14 protein-coding genes are annotated in these 13,298 nt (G+C 61.1%); 7 read left to right on the top strand and 7 right to left on the bottom strand.

The window, feature by feature from the left end; all coding sequences use genetic code 11:
* Window positions 1-742 precede the first annotated feature (742 nt).
* The 5 genes from rluB to AC06G5_RS07380 all read right to left on the bottom strand — a co-directional run bounded on the left by rluB (window position 743) and on the right by AC06G5_RS07380 (window position 5,585).
* On the bottom strand, window positions 743-1,954 hold the full coding sequence (gene rluB, locus AC06G5_RS07400) for a 23S rRNA pseudouridine(2605) synthase RluB (RefSeq protein ID WP_413427320.1): 1,212 nt from the start codon (window positions 1,952-1,954) through the stop codon (window positions 743-745).
* 292 nt (window positions 1,955-2,246) lie between these two features.
* A complete protein-coding gene (scpB, locus tag AC06G5_RS07395) occupies window positions 2,247-3,248 on the bottom strand; it encodes an SMC-Scp complex subunit ScpB (RefSeq protein WP_480459208.1) in 1,002 nt (333 codons plus the stop codon).
* An 11-nt stretch (window positions 3,249-3,259) separates the two neighbouring features.
* Window positions 3,260-4,018: a segregation and condensation protein A gene (locus AC06G5_RS07390; RefSeq protein WP_480459864.1), complete on the bottom strand. Its 759-nt coding sequence runs from the start codon at window positions 4,016-4,018 to the stop codon at window positions 3,260-3,262.
* Window positions 4,019-4,078: 60 nt separating this feature from the next.
* On the bottom strand, window positions 4,079-4,708 hold the full coding sequence (locus AC06G5_RS07385; protein WP_033047950.1) for an L-threonylcarbamoyladenylate synthase: 630 nt from the start codon (window positions 4,706-4,708) through the stop codon (window positions 4,079-4,081).
* A gap of 13 nt (window positions 4,709-4,721) precedes the next feature.
* A complete protein-coding gene (locus AC06G5_RS07380) occupies window positions 4,722-5,585 on the bottom strand; it encodes a PHP domain-containing protein (RefSeq protein WP_413427318.1) in 864 nt (287 codons plus the stop codon).
* A gap of 87 nt (window positions 5,586-5,672) precedes the next feature.
* Between AC06G5_RS07380 and AC06G5_RS07375 the strand changes: the two genes are divergently transcribed.
* From AC06G5_RS07375 to AC06G5_RS07350, 6 genes are all read left to right on the top strand, one after another.
* Complete coding sequence (locus tag AC06G5_RS07375) at window positions 5,673-6,269, top strand: septation protein A (protein WP_413427317.1); 597 nt, start codon at window positions 5,673-5,675, stop codon at window positions 6,267-6,269.
* 1 nt (window position 6,270) lies between these two features.
* Entirely contained in the window at window positions 6,271-6,570 is a 300-nt protein-coding gene (locus tag AC06G5_RS07370) for a YciI family protein (protein WP_008021382.1), read from the top strand.
* Between the two features lie 110 nt (window positions 6,571-6,680).
* Entirely contained in the window at window positions 6,681-7,094 is a 414-nt protein-coding gene (locus AC06G5_RS07365; RefSeq protein WP_413427316.1) for an SH3 domain-containing protein, read from the top strand.
* A 7-nt stretch (window positions 7,095-7,101) separates the two neighbouring features.
* A complete protein-coding gene (locus AC06G5_RS07360) occupies window positions 7,102-7,779 on the top strand; it encodes a response regulator transcription factor (protein ID WP_007984138.1) in 678 nt (225 codons plus the stop codon).
* 235 nt (window positions 7,780-8,014) lie between these two features.
* A complete protein-coding gene (locus AC06G5_RS07355) occupies window positions 8,015-8,464 on the top strand; it encodes a Spy/CpxP family protein refolding chaperone (protein WP_480459207.1) in 450 nt (149 codons plus the stop codon).
* A gap of 175 nt (window positions 8,465-8,639) precedes the next feature.
* On the top strand, window positions 8,640-9,983 hold the full coding sequence (locus AC06G5_RS07350; protein ID WP_413705451.1) for a sensor histidine kinase: 1,344 nt from the start codon (window positions 8,640-8,642) through the stop codon (window positions 9,981-9,983).
* Window positions 9,984-10,013: 30 nt separating this feature from the next.
* Here the strand turns inward: AC06G5_RS07350 and AC06G5_RS07345 are convergent, their stop codons facing one another.
* Window positions 10,014-10,580, bottom strand: a complete 567-nt coding sequence (locus AC06G5_RS07345; protein ID WP_413427313.1) for an NAD(P)H nitroreductase — start codon at window positions 10,578-10,580, stop codon at window positions 10,014-10,016.
* Window positions 10,581-10,701: 121 nt separating this feature from the next.
* Between AC06G5_RS07345 and AC06G5_RS07340 the strand changes: the two genes are divergently transcribed.
* Window positions 10,702-12,156 (top strand): TrkH family potassium uptake protein, encoded by a 1,455-nt coding sequence (locus tag AC06G5_RS07340; RefSeq protein WP_480459206.1) that lies wholly within the window; start codon window positions 10,702-10,704, stop codon window positions 12,154-12,156.
* Here AC06G5_RS07340 and AC06G5_RS07335 read toward each other — a convergent pair.
* Window positions 12,113-13,174 (bottom strand): AraC family transcriptional regulator, encoded by a 1,062-nt coding sequence (locus tag AC06G5_RS07335; RefSeq protein WP_413427311.1) that lies wholly within the window; start codon window positions 13,172-13,174, stop codon window positions 12,113-12,115. The genes AC06G5_RS07340 and AC06G5_RS07335 overlap by 44 nt on opposite strands.
* Window positions 13,175-13,298 lie beyond the last annotated feature (124 nt).

Here is a 13,298-nt window from a genome sequence, read left to right as displayed (position 1 = left end):
TAGACGTTGCTGCTCAGGAAATCCGTTAAGCGGCACCGATCAAACCCCAGCGCAAGCACCAGGAGTTCAGCGTATTTACAACGGTCATGCGTCACCTGTTTGTTTTTATCTGCGACGAAATCGAACCCGACACGCTCGTGACGCGGCGGAGTGAACAAGGCGGATAGCCTTGAGGTTTGCGCTGATGCGCAGGAGGTCACAGGTAAAACGCGGCGCATTGTACACCTGTAACCCCCTGCTGCCAGACCCGCTGGACAAGCGCGTCTATGGCCGGGATTGCCTGTGTCCGCCCCGAGAGGTTCGGGCGGCTGCAAAAAATGGGTCAGACCCTTGCGGATCATCGACGGGAAAGGCAGGAATACCGCCTCTCGCAGAGAGATGGAAACGGATTGCGGCGTTCATTGCGCCTCCTTTTTGTTATGCACCTGCACGACAGGCATGGCGCGCATAACACCCTGCATGGAGCGGTGAAACAAGCGGGCTAGACGGAGGGAAGGAGGAAGGAAGGCGCCGATGTGTAAGCGCTTTCTTACGGAATCCAGAGAGTGGCGAATCCACGGGGTTAATCTGTGGATTTCGTCATGTTTTCTTTACAACGCGTAATTCTGGCTTTCCACTTCGGACATTGCGGTGCTGCGACTTGCTCGCGAAGGCGGCCTCAAAAACGACACAGACATAAAGCCAGACGAAAAAAAACGCCAACCCGAAGGTTGGCGTTTTTCACTTGCAGCTTACCGCTGCCTCACTCCGGCTTACGCCGACCAAAGCCCGGACGCTGGCCGGAACCGGCCGGTGCGCCACGGCGCTTGCCCGATGGCGTGTCACCGTCGACCAGCTTGATCCCCGGACGCTTCGGCGCAGGCTTGGCCGGGCGCTTGGTGTCGACCGGACGATCGGCTACCGGCGTACCACGACCTTCACCACGCTCAGTACGGCCATTGGCCGGACGTGGCGTGCGTGGACCGCGTTCGCCGTCCTGACGCGCCGCAGGCTTGCGCCCTGGACGCTCGCCTTCGATCTGCGGCTCGCGGTTTTCACGCGGGGCTGCAGGTCCACCATTCGCTGGACGCAGGGTGCGTACACGTTCGGTCCTGGCCATCGGCCGCGACGACTTGCGTTGCATCCGGTCGAGCTTGTCCTTGCTCTTGGCGTTCAGTTGCGGCATGGCCACCGGGGTCAGGCCGACTTCCGCGCTGAGGACGTCGACTTCGTACTGGCTCATTTCGCGCCAGCGGCCCATCGGCAGGTCAGAGTTGAGGAACACCGGACCGAAACGCACGCGCTTCAGACGGCTGACCACCAGGCCCTGGGATTCCCACAGGCGACGTACTTCGCGGTTACGACCTTCCATCACCACGCAGTGGTACCAGTGGTTGAAACCTTCGCCGCCCGGTGCCTGCTGGATGTCGGTGAAACGCGCCGGACCGTCTTCGAGGACAACACCGGCCTTCAGGCGCTCGATCATCTCGTCATCGACTTCACCGCGTACACGCACGGCGTACTCGCGATCCATCTCGTAGGACGGGTGCATCAGGCGGTTGGCCAACTCACCGTCGGTGGTGAACATCAGCAAACCGGTGGTGTTGATGTCGAGACGGCCGATGTTGATCCAGCGGCCCTCTTTCGGACGCGGCAGCTTGTCGAACACGGTTGGGCGGCCTTCCGGGTCGACACGGGTGCAGATCTCACCGTCGGGCTTGTTGTACATGATCACGCGGCGGACCGATTCGGCGGCCTCTTCGCGCTTGATCACCTTGCCATCGATGGTGATGGCGTCGTGCATGTCGACGCGCTGGCCAAGGGTGGCGTCTTTGCCGTTGACCTTGATCCGGCCATGGCTGATCCAGGCTTCCACGTCACGGCGCGAGCCGACGCCGATACGGGCGAGGACTTTCTGCAGTTTTTCGCCTGCTGGGCCGATTGGCTGGTCGTCTTGCTGGTCTTTGATACTCATCTGGGCACCTCCCGGTGTGGTCTGAAAACTGGGTACTTTGGCGAAGGGATCGCCGAAGGGTCGCGAATCATACGCGCATGAGGGCGTTTGCGCATCAGAGACTAGCTGATCAAAGCAAGGTTATTTGTTTTTCCGCCGGCCGGTGACATTCACTTTCTGCAGACAGCAATCCCTGTGGGAGCGGGCTTGCCCGCGAAGAGGGCGTGTCAGTCGGCATATTTATTGGCTGACCCACCGCATTCGCGAGCAAGCCCGCTCCCACAATGGATTTCCACAATACTCAAGAATCGCATCAATCCTCGAATTGGCGCCGTTCTGCTTCGATGGCTTCCGCCAGGGCCTGGGCTTCGGCCTCTTCGTCCGACAGCTGCGGCTCGGGTTTCGGCTGTTCGAGGGCTGCCACGGCGGCCAGGAGTTTTTCCCGGGCTTCGGCAACGCCGAGGATGTCGTCTTCCGGCTCCGGCTCCGGCTCCGGCTCTACTTCAGGCTGCGGCTCGACTTCAGGCTCCGGCTCGATCTGCACAACGTCGGATTCCGGTTCATTCGTCTCCGGTGCCAAATCGGTGGGGAACTCGGCGCCATCACGCAGCAAGTCGTCGAAGTCGGTCTTGAGCCCCTCCTCCATGCTGTCCAGCTCCAGCAACAGCGTGTGGAAACTGGTTTCTTCCTTCGGTTCTTCCGGCTCGGCGCTGGCGTCGGCCAACTCTTGCAGACCGGCGGGTACGGGGGCGTCGTCGAAATCGAGCACCGGATCCGGCTCCAGCTCGCGCAGTTCCGCCAGCGGCGGCAGGTCGTCGAGGTTTTTCAGGTTGAAGTGATCGAGGAATGCCTTGGTGGTGGCAAACATCGCCGGTTTGCCGGGTACGTCACGGTGGCCGACGATGCGGATCCACTCGCGTTCCATCAGGGTCTTGACGATATTGCTGTTGACCGCCACGCCCCGCACGTCTTCGATTTCGCCCCGGGTGATCGGCTGGCGATAGGCGATCAGGGCCATGGTTTCCAGCATGGCACGGGAGTAGCGCTGCGGGCGCTCTTCCCACAGACGCCCGACCCACGGCGCAAACTTCTCGCGAATTTGCAGACGATAACCCGAAGCCACTTCCTTCAGTTCAAAAGCGCGGCCATCACAGGACTTCGCCAGAATCGTCAGGGCCTTCTTGAAGACCGGCGGCTCGGGGCGCTCGCCTTCTTCGAAGAGTTCGAACAGGCTTTCCAGAGATTGCGGCTTTCCCGAGGCCAACAGAAAGGCTTCAAGCAATGGCGCCAGCTCGCGGGGTTCAGTCAGATTCATGATTCAACTCGTTATTCGGCTCGGGCTCGCACGTGGATCGCGGCAAATGGCTCATTTTGCACCAGCTCGACCAGGGATTCCTTGACCAGTTCAAGGATCGCCATAAAGGTCACCACCACGCCCAAGCGCCCTTCTTCGGCGGTGAACAGCTCGACAAACGGCACGAAACCGCCGCCCTTGAGGCGTTCCAGCACATCGCTCATGCGTTCGCGGGTCGACAGTACCTCGCGGCTGACCTGATGGCTTTCGAACATGTCGCCACGGCGCAACACCTCGGCCATGGACAACAGCAACTCGGACAAGCGCACGTCCGGCAGCAGCTTGCGTGCCCGGGCTTCCGGGGCGTCTAGCTTGGGCACGACGACATCACGACCGACGCGACTCAGGCCATCGATACCTTCGGCGGCAGCCTTGAAACGCTCGTACTCCTGCAAGCGACGGATCAGCTCGGCGCGCGGGTCTTCCTCTTCGTCTTCGACGGTTTCGGCCCGTGGCAACAGCATCCGCGACTTGATCTCGGCCAGCATCGCGGCCATCACCAGGTACTCGGCGGCCAGTTCGAGGCGCACCGACTGCATCAACTCGACATAGCCCATGTACTGGCGAGTGATTTCCGCCACCGGGATGTCGAGGATATTGATGTTCTGTTTGCGGATCAGGTACAGCAGCAGGTCGAGCGGGCCTTCGAACGCCTCCAGGAAGACCTCGAGGGCATCCGGCGGGATGTACAGGTCCAGCGGCATTTCCATGACCGCCTGGCCATAGACCATGGCGAAGGGCAGTTCCTGCTGGGCTCCGGCCTGACTGTCGACGGGTTCTACTGCGGACATCTAGGCCTCGACCATGAACGGCGCAGGGTCGCCGCAACCAACGCGAATGACTTCCGGCTCGCCGTCGGCGAGGTTGATCACGGTGGACGCCTTGATCCCGCCGAAACCACCGTCGATGATCAGATCGACCTGGTGTTCGAGCAGTTGGCGCATTTCATGGGGATCATACATGGGGTCGGTTTCACCGGGCATGATCAGACTCACGCTCATCAATGGCTCGCCGAGCTGTTCCAGCAGTGCCAGGGCAATCGGATGGCTTGGCACCCGCAGGCCGATGGTGCGCTTTTTCGGGTGCAGCAACAGTCGCGGTACTTCGCGGGTGGCGTTGAGAATGAACGTGTACGGCCCCGGCAAGTGGGCCTTGAGCAAGCGGAAAGTGCCGGTATCGATCTTGGCGAACAGCCCCAGCTGCGACAGGTCGCAGCAAATCAGCGCGAAGTTGTGCTTTTCATCCAGCCCGCGCAGACGTCGCACGCGCTCCACAGCCACTTTGTCGCCGATCTGGCAACCAATGGCGTAGGAAGAGTCTGTGGGATAAATCACCACCCCGCCCTTGCGGATGATCTCGACCGCCTGTTTGATCAGGCGCGCTTGCGGGTTTTCCGGATGAATCTGGAAAAATTGACTCACATTCTCTACCTGTTCAGACGGCGGCAATAACTGGGTCATGTTTGAATCGACACCATAGCGGTGGCAGATCCTCCGGGAGTGGCCGGTATTCACCGATTTCCGACCAGCCTCCGGGGCCATGAAAATCACTGCCGGCACTGACCAGCAGACCGAATTCGCGGGCCAGAATGGCCAGGCTGCCCACTTGCTCGGCAGGCTGGTAACCATTGACCACTTCGATGGCGTGGCCCCCTGCTTGAATATAGTCGGCAATCAGGCGACGACGCTTGCTTCGGGTGAATTCGTAGTGCCAGGGGTGCGCCAGGCTGACCCAGGCCTTGGCCGCGCGCAGGGTTTCGACGGTTTCCTCCAGGGTCGGCCAGTGCTGCTTGACGTCGCCCAGCTTGCCGGCGCCCAGCCATTTGCGGAACGCCTCGGCGCGATCCTTGACGAAACCTTCACGCACCATCCAGTCGGCGAAATGCGGGCGGGCCGGCGCGTTACCGCTGTCGCCCAGCTCCTGCTGGATCTTGCGGGCGCCTTCCAGCGCCCCCGGCATGCCTTTCAACGCCAGTTTGCGGCTGATTTCCTCGGAGCGCAGCCAACGGCCATCATGCAATTTGGCGATCGCCTCGACCAACGGTACGGCGTTCACGTCAAAACCGTAGCCCAGGACATGAATGGTCGCGCCGCCCCAGGTGCAGGACAATTCGACGCCATTGATCAGTTGCATGCCCAGTGCGGTAGCCGCGTGCCGGGCCTCGTCGAGGCCTTCAAGGGTGTCGTGATCGGTCAAGGCCAGGACTTGCACGCCCTTCTCGAACGCCCGCGCCACCAGAACCGCAGGCGCCAGGGCGCCATCGGAGGCCGTGCTATGGCAGTGCAAATCAACATTCACAGGGCTTTGTAACCTCAAATCAGCTGGCGCTATCGCGCGCCCATATGTTTGTTATTATGCCGCCACATCCTGCTTCTGGCTGCCACTGTGAAACAATTCATCGATTTCATCCCGCTCCTGCTGTTTTTCATCGTCTTCAAAACCGATCCACGGGTCGTCGACATCGCCGGCCATGAGTTCACTGTAGGCGGTATTTACAGCGCCACCGCGATGTTGATCGTCAGCTCCCTGGTGGTCTACGGCACGCTGTTCATCAAGCAGCGCAAGCTGGAGAAGAGCCAGTGGCTGACCCTGATCGCCTGCCTGGTCTTCGGCAGCCTGACCCTGGCGTTCCACAGCGAGACGTTCCTGAAGTGGAAAGCTCCAGTGGTCAACTGGCTGTTCGCCCTGGCGTTCATTGGCAGCCACTTCGTCGGTGACAGCCTGCTGATCAAGCGCATCATGGGTCACGCACTGACCTTGCCGGAGCCGGTCTGGACGCGCCTGAACATCGCCTGGATCGCCTTCTTCCTGTTTTGCGGCGCCGCCAACCTGTTTGTCGCGTTCACCTTCCAGAGCTACTGGGTCGACTTCAAGGTCTTCGGCAGCCTGGGCATGACTTTGCTGTTCCTGGTCGGCCAGGGCATCTACCTGTCCCGCCATCTGCACGATGCCGACACCACTACGCCAAAAACCGAGGACTGACATGCTTTACGCAATCATTGCCACAGACGTCGCCAACTCCCTGGAAGCCCGCCTGGCCGCACGGCCTGCGCACCTCGAGCGCCTGCAAGCGCTCAAGGGCGAAGGTCGCATCGTATTGGCCGGCCCACACCCGGCCGTCGACAGCAATGATCCGGGCGCGGCGGGTTTCACCGGCAGCCTGATCGTTGCCGAATTCGACTCCCTGAGCGCAGCACAGGCCTGGGCAGACGCTGATCCGTACATCGCCGCGGGCGTCTACGCCAACGTTCTGGTGAAGCCGTTCAAACAAGTCCTGCCGTAAAACATCCCCACGCGATGAACCTTGTCGGTTCATCGCGTTCTCAATCGCTCATTATTCTCGATTGCCGGCCGACAACCTGCCCAATACTCGTATTGGAATCAGGAGTCGCGATGCGCAAGGGTCCGTTGTGTCTGATGTTGGTCACGTTGTCGGTCGTGGCACCCGCCCACGGTGAAGAAAACGCCGAGGGTGGAAACTCGACGCCGCTTTCCTTGAGCGCCGGCAGCCATATCACCGAGTTGCAGCAACGCTTGAAAGAAAGCGAACGGCAACGGGAAGAACTGAGCAAACAACTGCAAACTGCCGATGGCGAACGCGAAAGCCCGCTGCTGGCCCGGTTGCGCCAGGAAAACCAGCGTTTGAAGCTGCAACTCAAGGAAGCCCAGGCCAGCAGTCCGCTGCCGCACCTGCTGACCGAGCAGCAACAATGGTTTGTCGTTGGCGCCGGGGTAGCGCTATTGGCTCTGCTCTGCGGTATCTTCGCCAGTGGAGCAAGTCGAAAACGTCGACAATGGCTAAATTGAGTGAGTCATGAGCGAGCTGTTACTGATTGATGATGACCAGGAGCTGTGTGAACTCCTGAGCAGTTGGCTGAGCCAGGAAGGGTTTCAGGTGCGTGCCTGTCACGACGGCCAGAGCGCACGCCGCGCGCTGGCCGAAACCGCCCCCGCAGCCGTGGTGCTGGATGTGATGTTGCCCGATGGCAGCGGGCTGGAACTGCTCAAGCAGTTGCGCAGCGATCACCCGGATTTGCCGGTACTGATGCTTTCGGCACGGGGCGAGCCCCTGGACCGGATCCTCGGCCTGGAACTGGGCGCCGACGATTACCTGGCCAAGCCCTGCGATCCACGGGAACTGACCGCCCGCCTGCGCGCGGTCTTGCGTCGTAGTCACCCGGCTGCGGTGTCCAGCCAGATGGAACTGGGTGACCTGTGTTTCAGCCCGGTACGCGGGGTGGTCAGCATCGACGAGCAGGAGTTCACCCTCACCGTTTCCGAAAGCCGCCTGCTGGAAGCCCTGCTCAAGCAACCCGGCGAGCCCCTGGACAAACAGGAACTGGCGCAGATCGCCCTCGGCCGCAAGCTGACCCTGTACGACCGCAGCCTGGACATGCACGTCAGCAACCTGCGCAAGAAGATCGGCCCACACCCCGATGGCCGCCCGCGCATCGTGGCCCTGCGCAGCCGTGGTTACTACTACAGCTTGTAGGAGCGAGCTCGCTCGCGATGGAGTTCAACGATTACGCATACTATCTGGAAAAAAGCGCTGCCTGTGAGCCCATCGCGAGTGAGCTCGCTCCTACAGTCAGTCACCCGGACGTTTTGTCAGGTCGGCGCAAATTCATCTTTACCCAAGCTTTACGCTCCGCTGACCGCCGCTGACCTTGATCTGCGTAATCTGTACTCATCCGGAACGTACCGGGAACGAGACAAGGAGATACACCATGCGCAAGACTCTTATCGCTCTGATGTTCGCTGCTGCCCTGCCGACCGTCGCCATGGCCATGCCTGAAGGCACAGGCCCGATGGATGGGCCGATGGACGGTTCGCACCACGGCGGTCAGATGCACGGCATGCACGGCAAGGGCCCGTACAGTCAACTGGACCTGAGCCGCGAACAGCGCGAGCAGATCCGCAAGATCATGGGCGAGCAGATGCACGAGCGTAAGCAACTGGTCGAGAAGTACCTGGAGAAACTCTCGCCAGCCGACCAGAAAGCCATGAAAGACGAAATGGCCGCCAAGCACCAGAAAGCCGAAGCTGACGTGCGCGCCGTGCTGAAACCGGATCAACAGAAGAAATTTGACGAGATCCAGAAAAAACAGGCTGAACGTCGCGCCGAGTGGGCTGAGTTCAAAGCCTGGAAAGCGCAACAACCGCAAAAAGCGCAATAATGCGCTGACCCTGGACCCGACGGCTGAACACCGTTGGGTCTGACACCACACAATTCAATGTGGGAGCGGGCTTGCTCGCGAAGGCGGAGTATCAGTCACCATTGTTCTTGACTGACAAATCGCCTTCGCGAGCAAGCCCGCTCCTACAAGGGTTGCGCTCGTTTGAGGATTTTCCGTGCGTTCATTGTTCTGGCGTATCCTGGCCAGCTTCTGGCTGGCCATCGCTCTGGTTGCAGGGCTTTCCATCCTGCTCGGGCACATGCTCAACCAGGACGCATGGATTCTCAGCCGCCACCCAGGCCTCAACACGCTGGCCGAAGAATGGACGCAAACTTACGAAAGTCAGGGCGAAGACGCCGCCCAGGACATTCTCCAGCAACGTAAACGCCAGTATCACATCGACGTTCAGGTGCTTAACGAGAGCGGCGACCCGGTCGTGCGCGGCACCTTCCCGAAACGTGCGGCAGCCTTTGAGGCGCGACAGAACAATGAAGACCGGCGCCTGCCATGGCGGCGTCTGACCGATGAGTTCACCAGCGAAAAAACCGGCGACACCTACCTGTTCATCTACCGCATCCCACACCCGGAACTGGACGCCTGGCACCGCGAGAGCCTGCTCTGGCCACTCAGCGCACTGGGGATCGCCCTGGTGGTGCTGACCCTGTTCAGCCTGCTGGTGACCTTTTCCATCACCCGCCCGCTCAGCCGCCTGCGCGGAGCGGTGCATGACCTTGGACAGACCGCTTATCAACAGAACAGCCTGGTCAAACTGTCCAGCCGTCGCGACGAGTTTGGCGTGCTGGCCAACGACTTCAACCGCATGGGCGCGCGTCTGCAAAGCCTGATTGGCAGTCAGCGGCAATTGCTGCGGGATGTGTCCCACGAACTGCGTTCGCCCCTCGCCCGCCTGCGTATCGCGCTGGCGCTGGCCGAACGGGCCACCCCGCAAGAACGGGAACAGCTCTGGCCGCGCCTGACCCGCGAGTGCGACCGACTGGAGGCGCTGATCAGCGAAATCCTGGTACTGGCCCGGGTCGACTCCGATAACGCCAGTGCGGAAGAGGTGGATCTGAATGCCTTGCTCAATACCCTGCAAAAGGATGCGCAACTCGGTTCACCCGAGCAACTTGTCCACCTCGAAGCCGAGTCGCAACTGAATCTGAAGGGCTGGCCGACCATGATCGAGCGGGCCGTCGACAATTTGCTGCGCAATGCCCAGCGCTTCAATCCGGCGGGAGGCCTGCCGATCGAAATGCAGGCATTGCGCCAGGGTGAGCGGATCGTCGTGACTGTGCGCGACCACGGGCCTGGGGTCAGTGCCGAACATTTGAGCCAGCTCGGTGAGCCGTTCTATCGGGCACCGGGGCAGACAGCGGCCGGACACGGCCTGGGCCTGGCCATCGCCCGCCGCGCGGCGGAGCGACATGGGGGTAGCCTGGTGCTGGCCAATCACCCGGAGGGCGGGTTCATTGCCAGCCTGGAATTGCCTCTCGTCCCAGGCGCAGTTGTCCAACCCTGAAACCTGTGGGAGCGGGCTTGCCCGGGGTGTTCAGGCTTTACCTGGCCAGGCACTGACGAACTCGGCCAGGTCGACTTTCTCGGCCACGCGCGGTTCTTTCTGCGGGGTGCCCAGATACAGGAAAGCAATCACCTCTTCCCCCTCCGCCAGGCCCAACCCCTTGGCCACATGCGGCGAGTAAGCCAGGTCACCGGTACGCCACACCGCTCCAATGCCCTGTGCATACGCCGCCAGCAAAATCCCGTGGGCCGCACAGCCCGCCGCCAGCAACTGCTCGGACTTCGGATACTTGACGTGATCCTGCAACCGCGCAATCACCACCACCACCAGCGGTGCTCGTAACGGACCATTGCGCGCCTTGTCGATGGCCGCTTCGCTGACTTCGCTGTCCGAAAGCTTCGCCGCTTCGGCCAGCAACTCACCCATTTGCTCGCGCGCCGCGCCTTCCACCGTCAGGAAACGCCAAGGCTGCAAATGACCGTGGTCCGGCGCGCGCATGGCGGCGCCGAACAGCACTTCGCGCTGCTCGGCAGTGGGTGCCGGGTCAATCAGTCGTGGAACGGAAACACGGTTGAGCAAAGCGTCGAGAGCCTGCATCGGCCACCTCCTGGAAAATTTGTGCGGCTATTCTAGCTGCAACTGCCGCAGCAGTGCCGGTTTACATGCCCCGCCCCGCGGGTAGAATGGCGCCCTTTCCCCTATCAGCCGAGCGGACCTCATGGCGTTGCCGACCTTACGGATCATTGGTTTCATCATCGGCATCTTCCTGATCACGCTGGCGATCTCCATGGTCGTCCCCATGGCCACGCTGGTCATTTTCGACCACACCGGCGATCTGCCGTCGTTCCTCTGGGCCAGCATGATCACCTTTGTCGCCGGCTTGGCCCTGGTGATTCCCGGTCGCCCGGAACACATTCACCTGCGTCCCCGGGATATGTACCTGCTGACCGTCAGCAGTTGGCTGGTGGTGTGCATCTTCGCCGCGCTGCCGTTCCTGCTGACCCAGCACATCAGTTACACCGACTCGTTTTTTGAAAGCATGTCCGGCATCACCGCCACCGGTTCGACCGTGCTCAATGGCCTGGACAACATGTCGCCCGGCATCCTGATGTGGCGCTCGTTGCTGCACTGGATCGGCGGCATCGGCTTCATCGGCATGGCGGTGGCGATTCTGCCGTTGCTGCGCATCGGCGGCATGCGGCTGTTCCAGACTGAATCCTCGGATCGCTCGGAAAAGGTCATGCCGCGCTCCCACATGGTGGCGCGCCTGATCGTGGCGGCCTACGTCGGCATTACCATTCTCGGCAGCCTGGCATTCTGGTGGGCCGGAATGAGCCCATTCGATGCGATCAACCATGCGATGTCGGCGATTTCCACCGGCGGTTTCTCGACGTCTGACCAGTCTTTGGCCAAGTGGACGCAACCGGCGGTGCACTGGGTGGCGATCGTCATCATGATTCTCGGCAGCCTGCCGTTCACCCTCTACGTGGCGACGCTACGCGGCAACCACCGGGCGTTGATCAAGGACGAGCAAGTGCAGGGTCTTCTCGGCATGTTGCTGGTGACCTGGCTGGTGCTCGGCACCTGGTACTGGTGGACCACCAAGCTGCATTGGCTGGAGGCACTGCGGCATGTGGCGCTGAACGTGACGTCGGTCGTGACGACGACAGGTTTTGCACTCGGGGATTACAGCCTTTGGGGCAATTTCTCGCTGATGCTGTTCTTCTATCTGGGGTTTGTCGGCGGTTGCTCCGGCTCGACCGCGGGCGGTATCAAGATTTTCCGCTTCCAGGTGGCCTACATCCTGCTCAAGGCCAACCTTAACCAGCTGATTCACCCTCGGGCGGTGATCAAGCAGAAATACAACGGTCACCGCCTCGACGAAGAAATCGTGCGTTCGATCCTGACCTTTTCGTTCTTCTTTGCAATCACCATCTGCGTAATTGCGCTGCTGCTGTCGCTGCTCGGCGTGGACTGGATGACCGCCCTCACCGGCGCGGCCAGTACCGTGTCCGGTGTCGGCCCGGGACTCGGCGAGACCATTGGCCCGGCGGGCAATTTCGCCACCCTGCCGGATGCCGCCAAGTGGATTCTCTCGTTCGGCATGCTGCTGGGCCGACTGGAGATCATTACGGTGTTTGTGCTGTGCATTCCGGCATTCTGGCGTCATTGACCGCTTCAGATGTTTGCAGCAGCCGTATCCGGTACTCGCCGGGAGTGGCAGCGAACCAGCGGCGGAAAGCGCGGAAGAAGTTGCTCGGATCGGCGAACCCCAGCAAGTAGGCAATTTCCAGCAAGGTCATGCTCGGTTGCGCCAGGTACTGCTCGGCCAGTTCGCGCCGAGTGTCGTCGAGCAACGCCTGAAAACTCGTGCCCTCCTCCTGCAAGCGCCGCTGCAAGGTGCGCTGGGAAAGGTGCAGCGCCTGGGCCACGGTGTCGCGCTTGGGCTCGCCCTGGGGCAACAGGCGGCACAACACCTGCCGCGCCTTGTGGGTCACGCGGCTTTCGGAAAAGCGCGCCAGGTACTCGCCGGCAAAGCGGTCATGCAGCAATGCCATGGCTTCGTTGGCCGTCGGCAGCGGCGCTTCCATGTCCGCGCGTTCGAAAATCAACGCATCGTATGGCGCATTGAACACCAGCGGTGCATGGAAGGCTTGTTTATAGGGTTCCAGATCGACCGGCTCGGCGCCTTGCAACAACACTTTGCGTGGATGCAATGTACGCCCGGTCAACCAGCCGCACAGTGCCAAGGCACAGGCCATTGAAGCTTCGGCGCTTTGCCGGGTCGGCGGCAGATGGTCGCCATGTACCGTCAGAATCAGCGCGTAGCCTTCTTCCAGCAGCTTGAAACTCAGGTCGGCACTTTCGGCGATGATTCGCTGATAGCGCACCAGTCGCTGAAAGCCTTCGCCCAGGGTCTGGCTGGACATCAAGGCGTAACCCGCCACATGAAACTGCGCCGGTCGCACCACCTTGCCCATGTTCAGGCCGATGGCCGGGTTGCCGGACAGATCGACCGCGCGTTGCCACAGCCGTGTCATGGAATCCTGCGCAAAGCGTGCGTCCGGATCATCCAGTGCCGCGTAGTCGAGTCCCAGCTGTTTGAACAGAACCCGGCAATCCAGGCCGTCCATCTCCAGCGCTTTGACAATCCCCATCGCCCAGCTTGCAGAAGTCGTTCGTTCGCTCATGGCGTTTTCTTACATGGTGAGCCGCATGCTACGGCTATTGACCGAAGGATATTAAAGTGGCGCCTATTGTCACTGCCTGATGCCATTGATCACTCTAGACTCAAATATGCCACCCGCAGAACAA

The organism is Pseudomonas sp. WT-JTC (genome assembly GCF_056711565.1).
This window is presented reverse-complemented; position numbering and strand designations above follow the sequence as displayed.

Bases quoted from the DNA above. Each gene is read 5' to 3' on its own strand.
- AC06G5_RS07370 (WP_008021382.1), top strand. From the start codon at position 6,271: ATGCTTTACGCAATCATTGCCACAGACGTCGCCAACTCCCTGGAAGCC.
- AC06G5_RS07340 (WP_480459206.1), top strand. From the start codon at position 10,702: ATGGCGTTGCCGACCTTACGGATCATTGGTTTCATCATCGGCATCTTC.
- scpB (WP_480459208.1), bottom strand. From the start codon at position 3,248: ATGAATCTGACTGAACCCCGCGAGCTGGCGCCATTGCTTGAAGCCTTT.
- rluB (WP_413427320.1), bottom strand. From the start codon at position 1,954: ATGAGTATCAAAGACCAGCAAGACGACCAGCCAATCGGCCCAGCAGGC.
- AC06G5_RS07365 (WP_413427316.1), top strand. From the start codon at position 6,681: ATGCGCAAGGGTCCGTTGTGTCTGATGTTGGTCACGTTGTCGGTCGTG.
- AC06G5_RS07345 (WP_413427313.1), bottom strand. From the start codon at position 10,580: ATGCAGGCTCTCGACGCTTTGCTCAACCGTGTTTCCGTTCCACGACTG.
- AC06G5_RS07335 (WP_413427311.1), bottom strand. From the start codon at position 13,174: ATGAGCGAACGAACGACTTCTGCAAGCTGGGCGATGGGGATTGTCAAA.
- AC06G5_RS07360 (WP_007984138.1), top strand. From the start codon at position 7,102: ATGAGCGAGCTGTTACTGATTGATGATGACCAGGAGCTGTGTGAACTC.
- AC06G5_RS07355 (WP_480459207.1), top strand. From the start codon at position 8,015: ATGCGCAAGACTCTTATCGCTCTGATGTTCGCTGCTGCCCTGCCGACC.
- AC06G5_RS07390 (WP_480459864.1), bottom strand. From the start codon at position 4,018: ATGGTCTATGGCCAGGCGGTCATGGAAATGCCGCTGGACCTGTACATC.